The organism is Flavobacterium sp. UM26, assembly GCF_057922445.1.
In genome coordinates, this window is sequence record NZ_JBVHCY010000006.1 from 175697 (window position 1) to 197412 (window position 21716).

The window sequence follows — 21716 nt, forward strand, 5'->3', positions numbered from 1 at the left end:
ATTTGAATTATCTAGTATTCTCCCTCTTTTTTCTCAGCAAAAATAAGGTTAAGTCCTAGTTGAAAAGAGGCACTTTGCGCCTTGGCTACATCTCTAAGTTCTAATAAATTATCGGCCATCAAATAAAAATTGACAGGCCCTATTTGTGTTGACAAACCCAAACCAATATTCTTACTCGAAAATGAATCAACGGTATACGAGGCTTTGGCTTCTAAACCAGTAAAAATTTTCTTTCTATAAAAAGCCGTCAGCGCCATCATTGGAAGTCGTGGTGTAGACATTGCAAAATATTGTAATCCAACGGAATTATTATACTTTTCAGAGCCATCATTGGGTTTACAATTACAACTTTCTTCTTCGGTTTGCCCAAAGGAATATTGAGCAGAAGCATTAAATTTGACGGGTCTCCAAGAAGTGTAACTTCCATAGAGTGTATCTCTTGGAAAAGCATCATTAAACTCTTTGGTAATGTTATTACCTCCAGTTCCTGTAAAAAAATCAGGAAGAATACCTTCATATTTATAGGTTCCTCTGGCACGATAGCTCTCTACTTCTTTTGTATGACGAATAAAACCTACATCAAGTACGCTAGCGGTAATTTGAATGTCTTTTTTGGGATAATAGGTGATTCCAGCATCGAAACCTAAACCTAAATTACCTCCTAAAAGCGCTCTTTTTTGTATGTCTTTTGCAACATCCGAGTCGTCATCTTTGTCATCATACTTTGCAATTCCAGAGGTATTCAACAACATATCAGCCGAGATGACTTGTTCATACATAGTGTTCCCATTTGAAGGAATCGTATACAAATAGCCTGAATTTTTGGTGGAACGCGCATCGAAAATACTAGAATAAATCTTTCCTCTCACACCCCAAACCAATTTTTCATTTTCTCGCTTATTGTAGCCTACGTGAAAAACACTCAACATTTCGGCACGAGCATTCAAATCACTCAGATTAAAATACTTTCCTAAATAATTTTGATTTCCGTCTAAAGCTAAAATGGCTAAATCCTTCGGTACATAACTCAACACATCAAATTCTTCATACATTCCAAAAGAAATATAAGCAGTATTATTCCAATCGCCTACTTTAAATCCTCCTTGAAAAACCTCCAATTGCTGATTAACACTTACTTTGTCATTTCTTGATGTTGAAAAAATAACATTACGCAATTTGGTATTAAAATCTACACCATTGTCCGCAAATAAATCATAAGCAGAAAATCCAGTTGAACCAACATTCGCAGAAATCCCAGACAATAAAGGAACACCAGCGTACCATCTATAAGATACATCAGCCCCTGGATTTAAAGATAAAGATTGTGGAATTGCCGTAAAATTATACAAAACGGCTTTGTTTTGAGCCAATAGTACACCCCCTAAAATTAGTAGCGCACAGGTAATAACTTTTCTCATTGAATATCAAAATAGGCGGTTACACTTGAACGTAATTTCAAATTCCCAACACTAGTCGAGGATAATGGCGGCCCTGGCAATAAGGTCACAACAAAAGCAATCTTTTTGGTTTGCTTTAATAAATCAAGATTAGTGCCTTGAAATGTTTGTGTCAAAGTGGTTTGATTGGGTGTTCCAGCATAAGCAGGAATATTCATTTGAATCGTTGTAAGTGGTGTATTGGCAGCGTCAAGAAATACCAATCGCAAAGTAAAAGCTCGATTGATGGTATTGTTGACTTCAAAAAACAAATCGGCTTTGTTTAAATTATCTCTAAAAAAAGAATCATTAAAAACACCCACTTCTGGTGTATCTATTGAGACCGCTTGTTCTGTACCATTATTTACAAACTGATTTGCCGCAACGTCAAAACTTGATAAATTAGCCACAACCACAGGTTGCAACTGAAGATCATTTACCTGATCAAAATCAAGATCACTACTGCAAGACACCGTCAAAAGCAGTACAAAAAATCCGAGTAGGGTTTGGGTTACTTTCATTTTATCATCTTTATTTCTACTATTCCAAACGAATAGTTCGTTACTTTAGTACATTTTTTAATGAAACGCTCCAAACAATTTTGAAGCCTCATTGTAGGCGCTTTCAAAACTCATGGCGCTTAAATTGGTGTTTTCTTTTTTGGCAGTAAAATAAGAAAGCAATTTTTCAGTAGGCATATTTCCCGTCAAACGATCCGTAGCCATTGGGCAACCACCAAAACCTTGAATCGCTCCATCAAATCGTCTGCAACCCGCATGATAAGCTGCATCAATTTTTTCAAACCATTTATCTGGAGTAGTATGCAAATGAGCTCCAAACTCAATATGAGGATATTTGGGAATCAAATTAGAAAACAAATGCGTAATAACTTCTGGGGTGGAACTTCCAACTGTATCAGACAATGAAAGAATCTTCACTCCCATTTGCGCCAATCGTTCTGTCCATTCGCCCACAATTTCTTCGTTCCAGGGATCTCCATAAGGGTTTCCAAATCCCATAGAAAGATAGGCTATCACTTCTTTATTGTGTTGGTCTGCAATTTCGAGAATTTCTTGTAGGGTAACCAAAGATTCTGCAATGGTTTTGTGCGTATTTCGCATTTGAAAATTCTCGGATATCGAAAAAGGAAAACCCAAATACTGAATTGGTTGATGAGAAGCGGCATCTCTGGCTCCTTGCACATTGGCGATTATGGCTAATAGTTTGCTCTCTGTTTTCGACAAATCCAGTTGTTCTAATACGGCAGCCGTATCTTGCATTTGTGGAATAGCCTTTGGAGAAACGAAACTTCCAAAATCGATACTATCAAAACCCACCCGTAATAATGCTTGAATATAGGATACTTTTCTAGCGGTAGGAATAAATGTTTTTATTCCCTGCATCGCATCTCGTGGGCATTCGATAATTTTTATTGGCTCCATATACTTCAAAGATAAAAAAAGGAATTAAAGTACAAAGCCGAAAAGTAAGAAAGTAATTAGTGATTAGTGATGAGTAACTAGTCCTTAGTTGCTAGCTTTTAGCTTAGGATTAGATGTTTTAAATTCAGAAAAACCACTAATTCTTTTGCTTCAAAATAGCTTTATTGATTGCTTTTATCAAGGCAGGCCCTTCATAAATAAAACCTGTATACAATTGAATCAAACTGGCGCCAGCTTCTAATTTCTCAATAGCATCTGCGGCAGAATGAATACCTCCCACTCCAATTATTGGGAAAGCGCGATTGCTTTTTTCGGCCAAAAATCGTATCACTTCTGTCGAACGGTTCTTCAACGGCTTGCCAGACAAGCCACCGGTTTCTCCTTTAGCTTCAGACAAAAGTCCATCACGAGAAAGCGTAGTATTCGTAGCAATTAAACCCGCGATTTTAGTTTCCGCCATAATATCAATGATGTCTAGCAACTGCTCATCGGTTAAGTCAGGCGCAATTTTTAGTAAAATCGGCTTAGGATTTACTTTAGCTATGTTTTTATTTTGAAGTGTTTGCAGTAATTGAGTCAAGGGTTCTTTGTCTTGCAACGCTCTTAAATTTGGAGTATTAGGAGAACTTACATTCACCACAAAATAATCCACATAATCGTATAAAGCATCAAAACAAATTTCATAATCCGAAGTAGCTTCTTCGTTGGGTGTCAATTTATTTTTACCAATATTACCTCCAATAAGCACATTGGTATTCGATTTTAAACGTTCTACTGCTTCTAAAACACCTCCATTATTAAATCCCATTCGATTAATAATGGCTTGATCTGCTTTTAATCTAAACAACCTTTTTTTAGGATTTCCTTCTTGTCCTTTTGGTGTTAACGTTCCTATTTCGATAAACCCAAAACCAAAATTAGAAAGTTCTTTATAAAGTGTAGCATCTTTGTCAAAACCAGCCGCCAAACCAACTGGATTTTTGAACTTTAACCCAAAAACTTCGGTCTCTAAACGTTTGTCATTTACCACATAAAGCGCTCTAAAAATTGCTGTAAATCCGGGGATTTTGGAAACTATTCTAATTAACGAGAAGGTAAAATAATGTACTTTTTCAGGGTCAAAACAAAAAAGTATCGGGCGAATCAATAATTTATACATAAGTAGTGTAGTTGTGTGCCACAAAAGTAAAGAATTGATTTCAAAAACCAGCAAAAAAGTGATCCCGAACGCTTGCTTTCAGTATAAAAAAAACTATACAAAATGTTTACCTTTGCTCAAAAAATAATACCATGCAACACATTATTGATCGTTTTATAAGTTATGTAACTGTTGATACAGAATCTGATCCAAATTCTGACACCACCCCTAGTAGCGCTAAGCAATGGGATCTTGCTCATAAACTAGTGGCTGAACTCCAACAAATTGGGCTGCAAGACGTGACTATTGACGACAAAGCTTACATTATGGCAACTTTACCAAGCAATGTTGACAAAAAAGTGCCAACCATTGGTTTTATTGCTCATTTTGATACTACTCCAGATTTCACTGGAGCCAATGTAAAACCTCAAATTGTACCCAACTACGACGGAAAGGATATCGTACTCAACGATGCACAAAACATCGTTCTTTCTCCAAAATACTTCAAAGATTTGTTGCAATACAAAGGACAAACTTTAATCACCACCGACGGAACTACGCTTCTTGGCGCCGATGATAAAGCCGGAATCACTGAGATTGTTTCGGCTATGGAATTTTTGATTCAAAACCCAGAAATCCAACACGGAACCATCAAAGTTGGTTTTACTCCTGATGAAGAAATTGGTCGTGGCGCACATCATTTTGATGTAGAAAAATTTGGCGCAGATTGGGCTTATACAATGGATGGAAGTCAAGTTGGCGAATTAGAATACGAAAATTTCAATGCCGCAGGAGCTAAAATTACCTTCAAAGGAAAAAGTGTGCATCCAGGTTACGCTAAGGGGAAAATGATCAATTCAATGCTTATAGCCAATGATTTTATTTCGGCTTTGCCAAAAGGAGAAACACCACAAGAAACCAGAGGATATGAAGGCTTTTTCCATGTTCACCATCTTAATGGAAGCATTGAAGAAACCGTATTAGAACTCATCATCAGAGATCACTCGAAGAAAAAATTTGAAAAAAGAAAAGAGTTGATTGAAAAAATGGTTCAAAAAATCAACAAAAAGTTTGCTAAACAATTTGGCGAACCCATAGCTATCGCCGAAATTAAAGACCAATACTACAATATGAAGGAAAAAGTCTTGCCAGTAAAACACATTGTAGATATTGCAGAAGAAGCCATGAAACAAGTCGGTATAAAACCAATTATCAAACCTATTCGTGGAGGAACTGACGGTTGTCAATTGTCTTACAAAGGTTTACCTTGCCCAAATATCTTTGCAGGTGGCCATAACTTTCACGGCAAATACGAATATGTTCCTGTTGAAAGTATGCAAAAAGCAGTTGATGTAATTGTAAAAATTGCGCAACTCACCGCAACTACCGATTTTGAAAATCCAGCACCTAAAACAAGACGTAAAAGATAAATTAAAACATATCTCACAAGATTAAGTTTATCTTCAAGATTAGGCCTCCAATTTGTCATTGAACATTTTGGAGGTTTTTTATTATCTGCGCTATAACACTGTAAATCAACAAAAACCTTAACATTGAATTTGATTATTGTTCGCTAAATTTGTTAATACTGAACAAAAAAAATCCATTAACAAAAGACATAATCAATAGCTCAAACCATGGCAGAAAAAACAGAAGACAACAACGCCCCAGAAGCAACAACTGAACAAGCAAAAATCGAAAAACCAGTTGTTAGAAGAACAAGAACAGCAAAAACACCTACAAAAACGGTAGCTCAAGAAACTACAACACCTGAACCACCAAAAGTAGAAAAACCTGTTATCAGAAGAACAAGAACGGCAAAAACTCCCATAAAAAAGGCAACACCAGAAACTTCAAAAACAAATGCTGTAGCACCAAAAACAAGAAGGCGTAGTACAAAAACAAGCCCTCCGAATACTGTCTCTGAAGAAAAAACAAGCCCAGAAATCGAAGAAACAATTACGATACAAGAAACAGAAATTACGGCATTTGACCTCATTCCTAATAAAAAGTCAAAAGACAAGAAAAAGAAAAAAAGTAAAGTAAAAAAGAAGGAAAAGGAAAAAGCTAAAGCCAAGAAAGCTAAAAAGGCAAAAAAAGAGAAAGCCAAAAAAGAAAAAATTAAAGCTAAAGCCAAAGAGAAAAAAGCAAAAGCAAAGGCGAAAAAGGCTAAGAAAAACAAAAAGAACAAAAAGAAATAAACCGATTGTTCCAAACTAAAAAATCCCAAATTCCAACTAATTAGGAATTTGGGATTTTTTAGTTGACTAGAAAAACTATTATTTCTTAGCCAAAGCAGCGCTCAACTCCATAGAGATTGCTGAACGTTCCATTTTTAACTTTCCTGACATTGTTTCGATAATCACAGTGGTTTCAGCTAGCTCAGCAACTTTACCATGCAATCCACTTTTTGTAACAATTTTATCTCCTACTTTCAAACTGCTTTCAAATTCTTTTTCGTTTTTAGCACGTTTTTGTTGTGGTCTAATCATGAAGAAATAAATCACCACAAACATCAATAAAAACGGTAAAAACTGTTGTAATTGTCCCATAATAAAAATCTTAATTTGTTATTTTTTGTTTTGTTAAATTTAAATGTTACACGCAATTGACTACATCAAACCGCGACCAACTTTTACCAACTTCTTGCTTTCAGTTAATTCTTTTACAAGGTTATCTAAAATTCCGTTGATAAAAATACTACTTTTAGGCGTAGAATATTCTTTTGCAATTTCTAAATATTCGTTCAAAGTTACCTTCACAGGAATTGATGGGAATTTTAAAAACTCACAAATAGCCATTTTCAAAATGATGGTATCGATTTCTGCAATACGATCACTGTCCCAATTTGGTGTTTTATCATCATAGGCTTTGGCTAATTCTTTTTCATTCAATACGGTCTTGCGGAACAAATCGCGGACAAAATCTTTATCCTCTGTGTCCTTGTATAATTTTGGCACCCTAAAACTATCCTCTTCAAGAGGCTTCAATGCTTTTAACTGTTTCAAGATCTGAGTATTCACCATCGGAATATCATCAATCCAAGTTAATTTATCGTCCTCTAAGTATTCGTATAATTTTTCATTAGGCACGATAATTTCTTCAAAGATAGCCGCAATAAATTCTTTATCCTCTTCAAAAGTATTGACTGTATTGCTCATATATTTAGCATACAACTTGCTTTCTTTTATCGCATTAAGCAAAATAAAAATGTAATCATCATTCAATGACCAATTATTAATTTTGCGATTTTCCATAGCAATGCTCAAAGAATTATTTTCAGCCAAAATCTGAAAAACAGCATTTTTGATAAATTTTTCGTTGGGTTTGCGTTCTTGAGGAGTTGCAAGGTGTTTTTGACTTGATAAATGCAAAAAGATTTGTTCTTTTTTACAAATTTCTAATAATGATGACACCATTGTAAGGTATAAATCTAGAATGTTATCAATACTGTAAAAAAGAAATTTTTCTTCTTTTTCTAGATTATCAGCACCATTTTGATGCATTGCATAAATGGATTGCATGACTTTAACGCGGATGTGTCTTCTGTTTACCACCTTGTAAGAACTTTTAAAAATTAGTCTGCAAAATTAAGGATTTCATCGCTCAAATGAAAATTTGAACAGTAATTTATTTAGTAAATAAAAAAGTGTCCCAATTAATAAAAGATTCGAAAAAACCTTTCTATAATTGGGACACTAAAATTTTCTAAAAGCTATTATTTACTATTTGCTAGTTTTCTTTCAGCAATACGTTGTTGTGCAATAGTCAATGCTGCTTGGTGCGTGGTCATTTTGTTAGCCATTGCAAAATCAAAAATCTCCAAAGTTGTATTGTAGATATTTTCGGTTTTAGCCATAATTTCTGCTTTTCCGTAATGTGCTAATTCTGCATATACATTAATGATTCCTCCAGCATTAATCAAGAAATCTGGCGCATACAAAATACCTCTTTCTTGCAAAATTGCTCCGTGAACCACTTCATTAGCCAACTGATTATTAGCGGCTCCTGCAATTACCTTTGCTTTAATTTTATGAATAGTTGCATCATTAATAGTAGCTCCCATTGCACATGGCGCATAAATATCTACTTCTTCTGCATACACATCTGTTCCTGTAAAAACAGTTGCATTGTATTTTTTTCCTACTTCATACAAACGCTCTTCGTTGATATCTGCAATGGTAACCAATGCACCTTCTTTAGTCAAATAGTCTACCAAAGCTTCACCAACGTGACCAATTCCTTGTACTAAAACTTTTTTACCAGTTAAAACATCTGACCCAAATTGTTGTTTAGCAGCCGCTTTCATTCCCATATAAACCCCAAAAGCAGTAACTGGAGATGGGTTTCCAGCTCCTCCTCTTTCTTCTGAAATTCCAGTTACATATGGAGTAACATCTCTCACGATATCCATATCGGCTGTTTCCATTCCAACATCTTCAGCTGTAATATATCTTCCGCTTAACGAATGCACAAATTCACCAAACTTACGCATCAATTCTGGTGTTTTTTGTGTTTTGGCATCACCAATAATTACTGCTTTTCCTCCACCAATATTCAAACCAGTAATTGCTGATTTGAAAGTCATTCCGCGCGATAAACGCAAAACATCATTCAAAGCTTCCCATTCATTGCTATAATTAAACATTCTTGTACCACCCAAAGCTGGCCCCATTACAGAATTATGAATACCAATTATTGCTTTTAATCCTGTATCTTTGTCGTTGCAAAATACAATTTGTTCGTGGTCATCAAATGACATTTGACCAAAAACAGGATCCATTTTTTGAATTTCCTTAGCAGTTGCTAGCGTTGCATTCATAAGCATGTTGATTTTATTATTTTACAAATTTGATAAAATTTCGATTCAAAAATATAAAATAATTAAATATAACCTAATTTAAAAACTGTATTTTGACAATATCATAAATTTACATCAGACTCAATAGAAAAACCGCCTTGCTTTTTTTAACAAAAAAGTGATAATAGAAAAAGAAACAAGTCCGAATCTCAAAAAAAAATGAAAGAATTACGTTATTTAGATAAATACTTTATAAAATACAAATACAGTTTTTCTCTTGGTATTTTAATCACAATTATCGCACAAATCTTTTCTTTATTTACTCCAAAACTAATCAGTAGTTCTCTCGAAGCTATCGAAAAATTCGACAAACTTTCTAGCGTAGAAAAATCATCTGTAGTAGTTATTGCAAATTATAGAGAAGAACTCATTCATAATGTTTTATTAATTATTGCGACAACTATTGTTGCTGGATTTTTAACCTTTTTGATGCGACAAACATTGATAGTCATGTCGCGTCATATCGAATTTGATTTAAAAAATGAAGTGTTTCGTCAATACGAAAACTTATCTCAAAACTTCTACAAACAAAACCGCACTGGAGATTTAATGAACCGCATTAGCGAAGATGTTTCCAAAGTTAGAATGTATGTAGGACCAGCGGTGATGTATACCATCAACACCTTTATTCGATTTGCCATTGTTATTGCTTACATGTACAATGTCTCGCCAAGATTAACCCTTTACACTTTGCTTCCTCTGCCTATTTTGTCGTATGCCATTTTCAAATTAAGCTCTGAAATCAACATTCGCAGTACGGTTTTCCAACAATACTTATCCAAAGTTTCTAGTTTTACTCAGGAAATATTCTCAGGAATTCGTGTAATCAAGGCTTATTCTTTAGAAAACCAACAACAAAACAACCTCATCTCACTTGCAGAAGAAAGCAAAAGTAAAAGCTTAAGTCTTGCCAGAGTCCAATCATTGTTTGGCCCATTGATGTTGGCTTTAATCGGGATTAGCAACTTAGTAGTAATTTATTTTGGTGGCGTTTTATATATCAATGGCACTATAAAAAGCATTGGTACCATCGCAGAATTCATTTTGTATGTCAATATGTTAACTTGGCCAGTCGCCTCTTTAGGCTGGGTTTCGTCTATGGTTCAAGAAGCAGAAGCGTCCCAAAAACGTTTGAACGAATTCCTAAAAATTGTTCCCGATATCCAAAACAACAATCCAAATCCAAGTTCAATCGAGGGCCATATCGCTTTCGAAAACGTAAGCTACACTTACGAAGATACCAATATCGAAGCCCTTAAAAACATTTCGTTCACTGTAAGAAAAGGAGAAACATTGGCGATTCTTGGTAAAACGGGTTCAGGAAAATCTACGCTTCTCTCGCTCATTTCCAGAATGTACGATGTAACCGAAGGACAAGTAAAAATTGACGAAAAAGAAATCAGTCAGTTGAACTTATTCGACTTAAGAAACAGCATCGGAATCGTGCCTCAAGATGCCTTCCTTTTCTCGGATAGCATCAAAAACAATATCAAATTTGGCAAAGAAAACGCCACTGATGAAGAGGTAATCGCAGCCGCCAAAAGCGCTGTAGTTCATGATAATATCGAAGGTTTCAACAAAGGCTACGACACCATTTTAGGGGAACGCGGCATCACTTTGTCTGGCGGACAAAAACAACGTGTTTCTATTGCTAGAGCCATCATCAAAAAACCCGAAATTTTACTTTTTGACGACTGTTTATCAGCGGTAGACACAGAAACCGAAGAAGCAATTTTAAACAATCTATTCGAAATTTGTAAAGACAAAACTACCATAATTGTAAGTCACAGAGTTTCTTCTGCAAAAAACGCCGACAAAATCATCATTCTTGAAAACGGCAAAATCATTCAGCAAGGCTCTCATAATCAATTAATAAACGAAAATGGTTATTATTCTGCTCTTTATTTGAAACAACTTTCGGAAAAAGAATTACTCTAAATGTTGTTTTATCAATAATTTTTTATGATTTTTGATTGCTATTTATAAAAGGATCGAAAGAATTATGAGAGAAAATGACATGCTAGAAAAAGAAGAAATTTACTCTAAAGTGCTTCGCGCTGGAAGAAGAACGTATTTCTTTGATGTAAGAGCCACAAAGGCTGACGATTACTACATTACCATTACCGAAAGCAAAAAATTTACTGAAGAAGATGGCTCTTTCCATTTCAAAAAACACAAGATTTACTTGTACAAAGAGGATTTTGCAGCCTTCGAAGAAATTTTAAGCGACATGACTTCTTACATTCTAAACCACAAAGGAGAAGAAGTAATCTCGGAAAGACACCAAAAAGATTTCAAAAGAGAATTCTCAAACGAAACAGTAGAAAACGAAAATACCCCAAAAGTATCTAGTTTTACTGATATCGATTTTGATGACATCTAAAAACTATTAAAACAATTATCAAAGTCCAAAAGTCAACTGATTTTTGGGCTTTTTTTTTGGAGCAAAAGTCCTTTTTATCCTTCACGCCTCGTCCTGCTGTACGCTATATCTTGCTGAGGCTCAAAAAAAGAGCCCCAACAAGGATGCCGCTCCCATCAGGGCTAGAAATCACGTCTCTTTTTCATAACATGCACCAAATAAAAGTCGAAAAATCATATATTTATGGAGTAAAAAACAATCCATGAAAACCACTTATTTTACCCTTCTGCTATTGCTCATAAGTCCTATTCTTTGGGGACAAAAATTAGAATATGTTCAAGAAAACAACATTCCTTATTACAACGAAGCTGTTGCACAAAGTGATCCCTACATCAAAGAGCGCTGCGTTTTAGACATTTATTACCCAAAAAACAGCAAAGGATTTGCTACCATCATTTGGTTTCATGGAGGAGGTTTATCAGGAGGAAACAAAGAAATTTTATCTGGATTAAAAGAAAAAGGTTTCGCCATTATTGGAGTAAACTACCGCCTTTCACCTAAAGTAAAAGTAAAAAACTGTATCGAAGATGCCGCTGCCGCAGTAGCGTGGACCTTCAAGAACATCACAAAATATGGCGGTGATTCCTCGTTGCTTTTTGTGTCGGGTCACTCTGCTGGAGGCTATCTTGGAATGATGATTGGACTCGATAAAAAATGGTTACAGCCTTATGCTATCGATGCCAATACCATTGCAGGACTTATCCCTTTAAGCGGTCAAGCCATTACTCATTTCGAAATCAGAAAAGAAAGAGGCATTCCAGATACTCAACCCATAATTGACGAATTCGCCCCTTTGTATCACGTTCGAGCTGATGCACCACCTTTATTATTAATTACTGGAGATCGCGAACTCGAACTCCTAGGGCGCTACGAAGAAAATGCCTATTTGATGCGCATGATGAAAATCAAAGGTCATCCATCGACCACACTTTATGAATTAGAAGGATTTGATCACGGAATGGTAGAACCCGCACTTCCACTATTAATTAAAGAAGTAAAAAGAATAACAGCATTAAAAAAAAAATTATAATGACACCAAAACTCCTCATTATTCCTGGTTTAGGTGACTCAGGCGTGGGTCATTGGCAAAACTTTTGGTTAAACCATTTTCCAAATACTACCAAAGTAACCCAAGACAACTGGGACCAACCTTTGCTCGGCGACTGGCTAGAACGTTTAGAAGCGACCCTAAAAACCATTAACGAACCTATCATTTTGGTAGCGCATAGTTTAGCCACCATCTTAGTAGCTCATTGGGCAAAGACAATTGAAAACTCATATATTAAAGGAGCATTATTAGTAGCACCCGCTGATGTTGATTCCCCTGAACACACCCCAGAATGCATTTGGAATTTTGCACCAATTCCTATGAAACCTCTTCCTTTTCCTTCCATCGTGGTTGGAAGCGAAAACGACCCTTATATGACGTTGGAGCGAGCTCAAGAATTAGCTAAAAACTGGGGTAGTGATTTCATAAATATTGGCAAAAAAGGACACATCAATTCTGAAATGAATCTAGGTCTTTGGCCAGAAGGGCAAGACATATTAAAACTTTTAATCCAAAAGATAAACTAAGCGATTCTTAATCCGTTTTCTACCTTAAAATCAGGCGACAACAAAACTACATCACCCTGCTCGCCAACCGCGCCAAGCACTAAGCATTCGCTCATAAATTTACCAATTTGTTTGTCCGGAAAATTAACCACAGCAACGATTTGTCGACCAATTAGATCTTCCTTGGCATATCGTTGCGTAATTTGAGCCGAGGATTTAAGAATACCTAAATGAACCCCAAAATCAATAGTGAGTTGATACGCAGGTTTTCTGGCTTCAGGAAAATCATTTACTTCTAAAATGGTCCCTACACGCATATCGACTTTTTCGAATTCGAACCAAAGTAATGAAGGAGCATGAACTTCGTTCATAGGAATACGCTAATTAGATAATAAACAGCAATATAGCAATTTTAAAAATTAGTTTTGTACATTTATACTAACTTTTAAATAACTGACTATGAACAATTTAAATTCCTATCCAAGAGTTTTTTCACATATCGGTATTTCAGTACCAGATATAGAAGCAGCCGTAGTATTCTACAAATATGTTATGGGTTGGTATGTTATTATGGAACCGACCATAGTACAAGAAGAAAAAGATACAGCAATTGGACAAATGTGTATTGATGTTTTTGGTTCTGGATGGGGAAACTTTAAGATTGCACATATGTCAACTGGAGACCGCATAGGTATTGAACTGTTTGAATTCCCTCAAAACACCAAGCCAAAAGCCGATTTTGAACCCTACAAAACTGGACTTGTCCATTTTTGTGTACAAGACCCCGATGTAGAAGGATTAGCAGAACGCATTGTGGCAGCTGGTGGAAAACAAAGAATGCCGATACGAGAGTACTACCCTGGAGAAAAGCCCTACAGAATGGTGTATATGGAAGATCCCTTTGGCAACATCATTGAGATATATTCACATTCCTATGAATTGCATTATGGAACAGGAGCGTACCAGCATGATTTATAATTGTATAAAAAATCCCAAAACAGTCAATTAGTCTGTTTTGGGATCTATTTATTGAGTAACGCTTTTATTATTTTACGTCCATTAATTCAACATCAAAAATCAAAATAGCGTGTGGCGGTATAACTCCTCCTGCTCCACTTGGACCATAAGCCAAATCAGATGGGATTACAAAACGAGCTTTGTCTCCCACTTGCAACAAAGCAATACCTTCATCCCAACCTTCAATTACTTGACCTTGACCTAAACGAAATTCGATTGGTTTTTTTCTTGGGTAAGAAGAATCAAATACTTTTCCGTTTTCAAGAGATCCTTCATAATGTACTGAAACCGTTTTTCCGTTTTCAGCTTTTTTACCAGAACCTCTTTGAATAAATTGGTAACGCAATCCGCTTTCTGTTTTTTCAAAACCAGCAGCTAATTGTTCCATTTTTGCTTCTGCCTCTGCTTTCAGAGCTGCTTCTCTTTTCATTCTAGCACCTCTTAAACTGATAAACGCTTCGATAGCATTCCAATTTTTTGCTTCTTCACCAACACGAATAATCTCTAAAGTCTCCAATTGATCTCCTTGAGCTACCGCATCTACAACCTCTTGTCCTTCGATTACGTGTCCGAAAACAGTGTGTTTGTTATCCAACCAGCTTGTTGGAACGTGAGTGATGAAAAACTGTGATCCATTGGTTCCAGGTCCAGCATTAGCCATTGATAATACCCCTGGACGATCGTGTTTCAAAGAAGGATGATACTCATCATCAAATTTGTATCCTGGATCTCCAGTTCCTGTTCCTTTTGGACATCCGCCTTGAATCATAAAATCAGGAATTACTCTGTGAAAAGATAAACCATCATAGTATTTTACACCTTGAGGTTTTACTTTGTTTTCCATATTTCCTTCTGCCAAAGCCACGAAATTCCCAACAGTTCCTGGAGTCAAATCGTGAGTCAATTTTACCAAAATCGAACCTTTTGAGGTATTGAATTTAGCGTATATTCCGTTTTCCATCGTTAATATTTTTTAATGAGGGGCAAATTTACAAAATTTAAAGCGAATTAAAATCCAATTATTTTTTTTGCGTTCGGGATTTCCCTGCTTCAGAAATTGCAAAACTAGAACTGCGAGTAAGCGTTTTAATATAGGTCGTTTTTCTGAATCTTAGAGCACTCCAATCCGCATCAATAGCCACCATACGCACAGGCTCAAAACCCAGTCTCCCCAGAGCTTCCCAACCATTATCTCTATTGAATTCGCATTTGTATTTTTTAGAAGTCCCTTTTGGATAACAAAACCAAACAATAGCATCTCCGTTAATTTTTGGAAAAAGTGTCGTAATCGCTGTTTCTATTTCTTGCAATTGCGTGACAAAAACCATTACAAAATCAATAGTTGTTATTTCATTTTCGTTGTTGTAAAAAACAGTTTCGTTTGCCATTGCCTCTTTTTCTGAAACAAAAGATGCTGGAGCATTCAGAACTAAAATAGCTTTATGATTTTTAAAATTTAATTTTTTGAATAGTGGAGTCATTCGAAAGTATTCTTTTTTGAGCTATATTATTGTATTGAGTGAAAACCGATTGTATTGCCTTCGGTGTCAGAAGCTAATCCACAAAAACCATGTTCGCCTATAGCAAACTTTGGCGCAACGATTTTGCCTCCAGCTGCTTCCACTCTGCTTAATTCTTCTGCACAATCTCTGCAAGCAAAATAGACTAAAATTCCTGCTGCACTTGGCTTCCTCGTTTCATCATACACAAGCGCTCCTGACGAATTAGTAGCACCTTCTACCCAAGGAAAAGCAACCATTTGACCAGAAAACCCTTCAGGCATTGGCATTGGTATCATCACTTCTCCTAAAACAGTTTCATAAAATTTTCTAGCTCTATCCATATCATCAACATAGATTTCGAACCAAGTCACTGCATTTACTGTTCTCATAGCATTATAATTTTAGATTAAAAATTCTTGTGAAACTCTATTACAATTTTCCTTTTGAGGCTAGGTAATTCTTGACAAACACTTCAAAATTGGGCAAGTTTTTATCTTCATAAACCAAAATAAATTGCTTGAATTGCATATAACCATAAGTATACGGATTTTGAGAAGCTTGCTGGTAATTAGCCTTAAAATAAGCTTGTAAAGTCATTCCTTCCGGTACTGGATTAGGTAGTTTTGCCCACATTTTCTTGGCATAGTTGTAACATTGTTCCAACTCTTTTTGTTTGCCTTGTTTTTTCCACCAAAGCATCGCAACAACATTTGCGAAATACTCACTCTCATAAGAGCCGAACACATTCCCTTCAATCATTTGTTCTAAGGCATGTCCTAGCTCATGTGGCAAATAAAATCCGTTAAAAAACAATCCAAAAACCTCCTTTCCCTCTACTTCTCCCCCAGCCACTTCATAAAAAAAAGCTTTTTGTTCTGGAATTACCTGCTCCCATAAAGGCAAATTGGCTGTTTTTTGTTTGCCATCATCATCATAATAAATAAGATAAGGCGTGGTATTCAATCTGGTTTTTATGGTTAGCACCAATGTTGGTTTGATTTTGGCTATGTCTTTGATGAACGTTGATGAAATCTGATTGGCTTGTTTGACCAAAGCGGTCGAATCAGTAAAAGTGGAAAACCATTCTTTTTGCCCGAAAGTAATTTGAGACAAAAAGAGTAAAACGAAAACTACCCATCCCTTTTTCATATTTTTATTTGTTAAAATTACAGTGAATCAATTAAAGGCTTAGAGTGTTTTACTCGCTTTTACAAACAAACCACAACTCTTTAAAAAACAACAACTTAACAAATCTACAAAACAAAATTGATTTGGATAACTAAAAGTAGTTTCAAATTACAGCTAGGCAACACGCATCCGCTTAGGGCCATACCAAAGCCAAAAACCAGTAATGGTAAAAACCAAAAGAGCTAGTCCCATTACAGTGGTATAAATCAATTTAAAAATCCCATTGCCTGTTTCGAAATACACATCTAAGTACGAACCATCGTGAATGTTTTCGACAAAATCAGCATTTCGCCTTTCTAGATGAAGTAATTGTCCAGTGGCACCATCCAATTGAACACCCCAATAGTCTTCTTCAAAAACAAACTTCACCATTCCTTTATCGGGACGAATGTCAATTCGGTTCAAAGCTAAAGAAACATTTGGTGAAACTTCTTTTTGCAAATAATAACAGGCTTTTTGTTGTAAACTATCCACAGGAAGCCATTGCCTCAAATCGGTTGTGGTTCCTTTGCGAGAATCAGCCAATAGTAAACCACCGCTATTCTTTTTCCACCCTAAAAGCAATCCAGTGATGGATATAATAAAAAAGAAAACAAATAAAAAAGCGCCCGTGGTCCGATGCACTTTTCTAAAAACTCTCAATGTTTTAGCCTGACTTTTTCTTTTGTTACTTTCGATCATATGACAATTCGTAGTAATGCATTAAAAATATTGTCTGACAATATAGTTATTTCAACAAGTGTAAACAAAAGAATTCTGCAACTAATAAAAAAAATGACATCCTTTCGAATGTCATTTTAAGTTATAATAAAATGGATATGAATCAACTATTTAGTCAATCCTGCATTTTTTAAATACGGCTCAATCTTCATATCGTGACCAATGAATTCTTTGAAAGCTTTGTTCAAATCTACACTGTTTCCTACTGACAAAATGTATTTCACAAAACGATCGCAATTTTTTCGGGTCATTCCACCATTAGCCTCAAACCAATCGTAAGCATTATAATCTAAAGTTTTAGACCAAGTATAAGCGTAATATCCTGCAGAGTAACCGCCTCCCCAAATGTGAGCAAAGTAAGGAGAATGATAACGAGTAGGTACTTCATTCACCAACAAACCATATTTTTGCAAAGCCTCTTTTTCAAAATCTAAAGTAGGTTTAAAATCCGATTCTTTTTCTACACTATGCCAAGCCATATCAAGCGTTGCGGCAGCCAACAATTCAGTTACCACATACCCTTTGTTGAAGGTATCCGCTTTTTTAATTTTATCGATTAACTCTTGTGGAATGGCTTGTTTGGTTTGGTAATGCACTGCGTAATTTTTCAAAACCGTTGGATCTAAAGCAGCGTGTTCGTTGATTTGCGAAGGAAACTCTACATAATCTCTTGGTACAGCCGTTCCAGAAAGTGTTACATATTTTTGGTTGGCAAACAATCCATGTAAGGTGTGTCCAAACTCGTGAAACAATGTCGTTACATCATCAAAACTGATTAAAGATGGATTACCATTAACTGGTTTTGCAAAATTGTACACATTGACAATGACTGGTTTTTGGTTTAAATAATGCGATTGATTCACCAAATTACTCATCCAAGCGCCCCCGTTTTTATTGTCTCTCGCATAAAAATCCAAATAGTAAATCGCGATTGAAGTTCCCTTATCATTGAAAACCTCGTACACTTTTACATCAGGATTGTACACGGGTAAATCGTTTCTTTCTTTGAAAGTAAGCCCATACATTTGTTTTGCTGCAAAAAAGACTCCTTTTTCCAGCACCGATCCGATTTCAAAATACGGTTTGATTTGACTTTCGTCCAAATCGTATTTGGCTTTACGCACTTGCTCAGAATAGAAATCCCAATCCCAAGGTTCTAATTTAAAACCACCATTTTGCGCATCAATTAAGGCTTGAATGTCTTTGGCTTCTTCGTTGGCTTTGGCTACTGCTGGTTTTGCGATTTTGGCTAACAAATCCATTGCAGGCGCCGGCGTTTGTGCCATTTGATCTTGTAATTTCCACTCAGCAAAACTCTTTTTACCCATCAATTTGGCTTTTTGCAAACGCAATTTGGCCATTTTTTCAAGGGTTTCACGAGTATCTCCTTCATCTCCTTTTTCGGCACGATACCAAGAAGCTTTGAAAACCTTCTCTCTAGAGGCACGATTGGTCAAACTCATCAAAACAGGTTGCTGTGTGGTATTGATAATCGCAATCATGTATTTTCCGTCTTGTCCTGCTGCGGTAGCATTGGCTTTGGCAGCTGCAATTTCATCAGGAGTTAAACCTGCCAAATCCGAGGCCGAATCAAAAAAGACAGCAGCATTTTTACGAGCAACCAACAATTTATTATTAAATAAGGTGCTTAAGGTAGCCAACTCTTCGTTGATCTTTTTCATTTTTTCTTTATCGGCTTCTGAAAGATTAGCCCCTGCTAATTCGAATTGTTGCAAGTAGTATTCGGTTAGTTTTCTGTCTTCTCCCTTCAAACTCGACAATGGAATGCTTTTGATGCGGTTATACAATTTACTGTTCAAGTAAATTTTGTCGTTATGCGCCGAAAAAATGGGTGCATATTCTGCTTCAATCGCCTGAAGGGTTGGATTAGTGTTCGAACCCGAAAGATTATAAAAAACACCAGTTGCTCTACCTAAATCTACGCCACAAGTTTCTAGCGCTAAAACGGTATTCTCGAACGTAGGTTTTGCGGTATTATTCGTGATTTTCTCGATTTCTTCGTCATGTACTTTTAAACCATAATCAAAAGCTGGTTTAAAATGTTCGTCTTTAATTTTATCAAAAGGTGGCGTTTGGTACTGTAAAGTACTGCGTTGCAAAAGAGGATTGTTCATAGGAGCAGTAGTATTTTGGGCATTCACATTCTCGACTAGCAGCGTACTGAACAGCAAAAGACAGCCCGCACTAGCTATTTTTGAAAAAGAATTCATATTGAAAAATTTACAAATTATTAGGTTTTAAAAGTACTAAAAAAAACAGTATCGCAAACAAAAGATTGTTTTATTGAGAAACCATCAACCCTACCAAATAATTCCTCAAAAAGTAATTGACTAAATGTAAAACAACTAAATTTTAAGCGAAAGAATTATATTTGTTACAACCTAATACCAAAGAACATATGCCTTCTATTTATAGCACTTCCGACAATGCGAACTTGATTGAGAGAATTCAGAATTTAAGCGCCACTTCTACTCCGCTTTGGGGCAAAATGAGTGTAGATCAAATGTGTGAACACTGTATTGCTGCCATAAATGTAGCGTTTGGGAAACAAGATTTAACAATTAGTTTCCCTATGCGCTTGCTAGGACGATTATTGAAAAACAAAGCCTTTAACAGTGACTTTGGAAAAAATAGTCCAACGGCAAAAGAATTCCGCATTACCGGCCATTCAGATTTTGAAAAAAGCCGAGACCAACTTATAACTTGTGTTCAAGAATTTGCCAAAGGAACTTCGGTCATTACGGTAATGCATCATCCGTTTTGGGGAAAGATGAGTTTTGAGGATTGGGACAAACTGATGTACAGACACTTGGACCATCATTTGAGACAGTTTGGGGTATAACCGAAAAGTGTCTTGATTGCAGGGATTGCGAGAGGGATAGCAGCGGCATCCTCTTGGGGCGGGGTTCGCCCCAAGAGATATAGCGGATAGCCCGACCCCGAGGAGCAGGGACTTTTGGTAGTGCAAAGTCGTATGCCTCGGGGTCACGCCCAAATAACTATAAGGATGTATCACTTGATTCGTGTCCTATCATTTAATTTGTACCTTTGCGCGATATAAAATACTACAATGAGAATTGATATTATTACCGTTTTGCCTGAATTATTGAGAAGTCCTTTTGAGGCTTCGATTATGAAACGTGCTATCGACAAGGGGTTGGTGGAAGTGCATTTTCACAACTTGAGAGACTATACGACCAACAAACAAAAAAGTGTAGACGATTATCCTTTTGGCGGAGGCGCGGGTATGGTGATGACTGTGCAACCGATTGATGCTTGTATAACGCATTTGAAGAGCGAGAGAACCTACGACGAAATCATTTATATGTCGCCCGACGGAGACACGCTGAACCAAAAAATGGCCAATACGATGTCGATGTATGAAAACATTATCATTTTGTGTGGGCATTATAAAGGAGTGGATCAGCGAGTGAGAGATCATTTTATTACCAAAGAAATTTCTATTGGCGATTATGTTTTGTCTGGAGGCGAATTGGGCGCTTTGGTTTTGTGCGATGCCTTGATTCGATTGATTCCAGGGGTTTTGAGTGACGAAACCTCAGCTTTGACCGATAGTTTTCAGGACGGATTATTATCGGGTCCAATTTACACGCGACCTGCCGACTACAAAGGCTGGAAAGTTCCTGATGTTTTGTTGAGTGGGCATTTTGCTAAGATTGACAAATGGAGAGAAGATATGGCTTATGAGCACACCAAGAACAGAAGACCGGATTTGTTGGAGGAATAAAACTCTAATAATCAACATTTAAATCCCAAATCGCAAAAATAAAAATCAATTTTATTTACCCATAAAAAAAATTGGAATTTGGATTTTAAATATTCTTTTTTTGTTTACATTTGCACCCACATTAGACCAACCTCTGGCGAGAACCGTGAATGTTGCTCTATTTTAAACCATAATTAAACATTTATCATGGCAGATTTATTGAAATTCGTTCAAGACGAGTTTGTTACAAGAAAAGATTTCCCTGAATTCGGAGCTGGAGACACTATCACAGTTTACTACGAAATTAAAGAGGGTGAAAAAACAAGAACTCAGTTTTTTAAAGGAGTAGTGATTCAAAGAAGAGGTTCAGGAAACACTGAAACTTTTACTATTCGTAAAATGTCAGGAGCTATTGGAGTAGAGCGTATCTTCCCAGTTAACTTACCTGCTTTACAAAAAATTGAAATCAACAAAAAAGGTCACGTTCGTAGAGCTAGAATTTTCTACTTTAGAGAACTTACTGGTAAGAAAGCAAAAATCAAAGACAAAAGAAGATAATCTTTTTTCTTTCAAATATAAAAGTCCCGTCTGTCGGGACTTTTTTTTTGGCGGTATTTCGCCAAAATTATTATCATTTTAAAGATTTACCCCCATTAAAAATAACGATTTCGTAATATCACAAGAACCT

General features: G+C 36.1%; 24 protein-coding genes. 10 read left to right on the plus strand and 14 right to left on the minus strand.

The features are described 5' to 3' along the window. Nucleotides 1-11: 11 nt before the first annotated feature. The 4 genes from ACZ1AQ_RS09110 to ACZ1AQ_RS09125 form a co-directional block, all read right to left on the minus strand. Nucleotides 12-1418 (minus strand): DUF5723 family protein, encoded by a 1407-nt coding sequence (locus ACZ1AQ_RS09110; protein ID WP_489632602.1) that lies wholly within the window; start codon nt 1416-1418, stop codon nt 12-14. Next, on the minus strand, nt 1415-1957 hold the full coding sequence (locus ACZ1AQ_RS09115) for a hypothetical protein (RefSeq protein ID WP_489632603.1): 543 nt from the start codon (nt 1955-1957) through the stop codon (nt 1415-1417). The genes ACZ1AQ_RS09110 and ACZ1AQ_RS09115 overlap by 4 nt, the downstream gene beginning before the upstream one ends. Nucleotides 1958-2014: 57 nt before the next feature. Beyond that, nucleotides 2015-2878, minus strand: coding sequence for a hydroxymethylglutaryl-CoA lyase (locus ACZ1AQ_RS09120; protein ID WP_489632604.1), 864 nt, complete (start codon nt 2876-2878; stop codon nt 2015-2017). A 136-nt stretch (nt 2879-3014) separates the two neighbouring features. Next, nucleotides 3015-4037: a quinone-dependent dihydroorotate dehydrogenase gene (locus ACZ1AQ_RS09125; RefSeq protein WP_489632605.1), complete on the minus strand. Its 1023-nt coding sequence runs from the start codon at nt 4035-4037 to the stop codon at nt 3015-3017. Nucleotides 4038-4168: 131 nt separating this feature from the next. Here ACZ1AQ_RS09125 and pepT point away from each other — a divergent pair, with 131 nt between their 5' ends. Both pepT and ACZ1AQ_RS09135 read left to right on the plus strand, forming a co-directional pair. Beyond that, a complete protein-coding gene (gene pepT / locus ACZ1AQ_RS09130) occupies nt 4169-5446 on the plus strand; it encodes a peptidase T (RefSeq protein ID WP_489632606.1) in 1278 nt (425 codons plus the stop codon). A 207-nt stretch (nt 5447-5653) separates the two neighbouring features. After that, nucleotides 5654-6217, plus strand: a complete 564-nt coding sequence (locus ACZ1AQ_RS09135; RefSeq protein WP_489632607.1) for a hypothetical protein — start codon at nt 5654-5656, stop codon at nt 6215-6217. A gap of 78 nt (nt 6218-6295) precedes the next feature. Here ACZ1AQ_RS09135 and yajC read toward each other — a convergent pair whose 3' ends face one another. From yajC to ACZ1AQ_RS09150, 3 genes are all read right to left on the minus strand, one after another. Beyond that, on the minus strand, nt 6296-6568 hold the full coding sequence (gene yajC, locus ACZ1AQ_RS09140; RefSeq protein WP_489632608.1) for a preprotein translocase subunit YajC: 273 nt from the start codon (nt 6566-6568) through the stop codon (nt 6296-6298). 60 nt (nt 6569-6628) lie between these two features. Further along, complete coding sequence (nusB, locus tag ACZ1AQ_RS09145) at nt 6629-7540, minus strand: transcription antitermination factor NusB (RefSeq protein ID WP_489632609.1); 912 nt, start codon at nt 7538-7540, stop codon at nt 6629-6631. Nucleotides 7541-7734: 194 nt separating this feature from the next. Further along, nucleotides 7735-8838 carry a Glu/Leu/Phe/Val family dehydrogenase gene (locus ACZ1AQ_RS09150; RefSeq protein ID WP_489632610.1) on the minus strand — a complete coding sequence of 368 codons (1104 nt, stop codon included), beginning with the start codon at nt 8836-8838 and terminating at the stop codon, nt 7735-7737. Nucleotides 8839-9036: 198 nt separating this feature from the next. On the opposite strand from ACZ1AQ_RS09150, the gene ACZ1AQ_RS09155 reads away from it, so the two are divergent. From ACZ1AQ_RS09155 to ACZ1AQ_RS09170, 4 genes are all read left to right on the plus strand, one after another. After that, a complete protein-coding gene (locus ACZ1AQ_RS09155; protein ID WP_489632611.1) occupies nt 9037-10815 on the plus strand; it encodes an ABC transporter ATP-binding protein in 1779 nt (592 codons plus the stop codon). A 64-nt stretch (nt 10816-10879) separates the two neighbouring features. After that, the gene (locus ACZ1AQ_RS09160) at nt 10880-11260 is read left to right on the plus strand and encodes a PUR family DNA/RNA-binding protein (protein WP_489632612.1); all 381 of its coding nucleotides are present in this window, start codon (nt 10880-10882) and stop codon (nt 11258-11260) included. A 241-nt stretch (nt 11261-11501) separates the two neighbouring features. After that, a complete protein-coding gene (locus tag ACZ1AQ_RS09165; protein ID WP_489632613.1) occupies nt 11502-12329 on the plus strand; it encodes an alpha/beta hydrolase in 828 nt (275 codons plus the stop codon). Continuing rightward, entirely contained in the window at nt 12329-12874 is a 546-nt protein-coding gene (locus tag ACZ1AQ_RS09170; RefSeq protein WP_489632614.1) for an RBBP9/YdeN family alpha/beta hydrolase, read from the plus strand. The genes ACZ1AQ_RS09165 and ACZ1AQ_RS09170 overlap by 1 nt, the downstream gene beginning before the upstream one ends. Here the strand turns inward: ACZ1AQ_RS09170 and ACZ1AQ_RS09175 are convergent. Further along, on the minus strand, nt 12871-13224 hold the full coding sequence (locus tag ACZ1AQ_RS09175) for a tRNA-binding protein (protein WP_489632615.1): 354 nt from the start codon (nt 13222-13224) through the stop codon (nt 12871-12873). The genes ACZ1AQ_RS09170 and ACZ1AQ_RS09175 overlap by 4 nt on opposite strands. A gap of 88 nt (nt 13225-13312) precedes the next feature. Here ACZ1AQ_RS09175 and ACZ1AQ_RS09180 point away from each other — a divergent pair, with 88 nt between their 5' ends. Further along, nucleotides 13313-13831 carry a lactoylglutathione lyase family protein gene (locus tag ACZ1AQ_RS09180; protein ID WP_489632616.1) on the plus strand — a complete coding sequence of 173 codons (519 nt, stop codon included), beginning with the start codon at nt 13313-13315 and terminating at the stop codon, nt 13829-13831. A gap of 67 nt (nt 13832-13898) precedes the next feature. Here ACZ1AQ_RS09180 and ACZ1AQ_RS09185 read toward each other — a convergent pair whose 3' ends face one another. The 6 genes from ACZ1AQ_RS09185 to ACZ1AQ_RS09210 form a co-directional block, all read right to left on the minus strand. After that, nucleotides 13899-14831 (minus strand): peptidylprolyl isomerase, encoded by a 933-nt coding sequence (locus ACZ1AQ_RS09185; RefSeq protein WP_489632617.1) that lies wholly within the window; start codon nt 14829-14831, stop codon nt 13899-13901. A gap of 58 nt (nt 14832-14889) precedes the next feature. Further along, nucleotides 14890-15351, minus strand: a complete 462-nt coding sequence (locus ACZ1AQ_RS09190) for a hypothetical protein (RefSeq protein ID WP_489632618.1) — start codon at nt 15349-15351, stop codon at nt 14890-14892. A 26-nt stretch (nt 15352-15377) separates the two neighbouring features. After that, nucleotides 15378-15761, minus strand: coding sequence for a VOC family protein (locus ACZ1AQ_RS09195; protein ID WP_489632619.1), 384 nt, complete (start codon nt 15759-15761; stop codon nt 15378-15380). 40 nt (nt 15762-15801) lie between these two features. Then, on the minus strand, nt 15802-16521 hold the full coding sequence (locus tag ACZ1AQ_RS09200) for a hypothetical protein (RefSeq protein ID WP_489632620.1): 720 nt from the start codon (nt 16519-16521) through the stop codon (nt 15802-15804). A 153-nt stretch (nt 16522-16674) separates the two neighbouring features. Then, nucleotides 16675-17241, minus strand: a complete 567-nt coding sequence (locus ACZ1AQ_RS09205; protein ID WP_489632621.1) for a PepSY domain-containing protein — start codon at nt 17239-17241, stop codon at nt 16675-16677. Between the two features lie 146 nt (nt 17242-17387). Continuing rightward, on the minus strand, nt 17388-19511 hold the full coding sequence (locus ACZ1AQ_RS09210; RefSeq protein WP_489632622.1) for a M3 family metallopeptidase: 2124 nt from the start codon (nt 19509-19511) through the stop codon (nt 17388-17390). 161 nt (nt 19512-19672) lie between these two features. Here ACZ1AQ_RS09210 and ACZ1AQ_RS09215 point away from each other — a divergent pair, with 161 nt between their 5' ends. From ACZ1AQ_RS09215 to rplS, 3 genes are all read left to right on the plus strand, one after another. Beyond that, on the plus strand, nt 19673-20143 hold the full coding sequence (locus ACZ1AQ_RS09215; RefSeq protein ID WP_489632623.1) for a DUF1569 domain-containing protein: 471 nt from the start codon (nt 19673-19675) through the stop codon (nt 20141-20143). A 228-nt stretch (nt 20144-20371) separates the two neighbouring features. Further along, entirely contained in the window at nt 20372-21049 is a 678-nt protein-coding gene (gene trmD, locus ACZ1AQ_RS09220; protein WP_064714047.1) for a tRNA (guanosine(37)-N1)-methyltransferase TrmD, read from the plus strand. Nucleotides 21050-21235: 186 nt separating this feature from the next. Beyond that, nucleotides 21236-21586 carry a 50S ribosomal protein L19 gene (gene rplS / locus ACZ1AQ_RS09225; protein WP_438061146.1) on the plus strand — a complete coding sequence of 117 codons (351 nt, stop codon included), beginning with the start codon at nt 21236-21238 and terminating at the stop codon, nt 21584-21586. Nucleotides 21587-21716 lie beyond the last annotated feature (130 nt).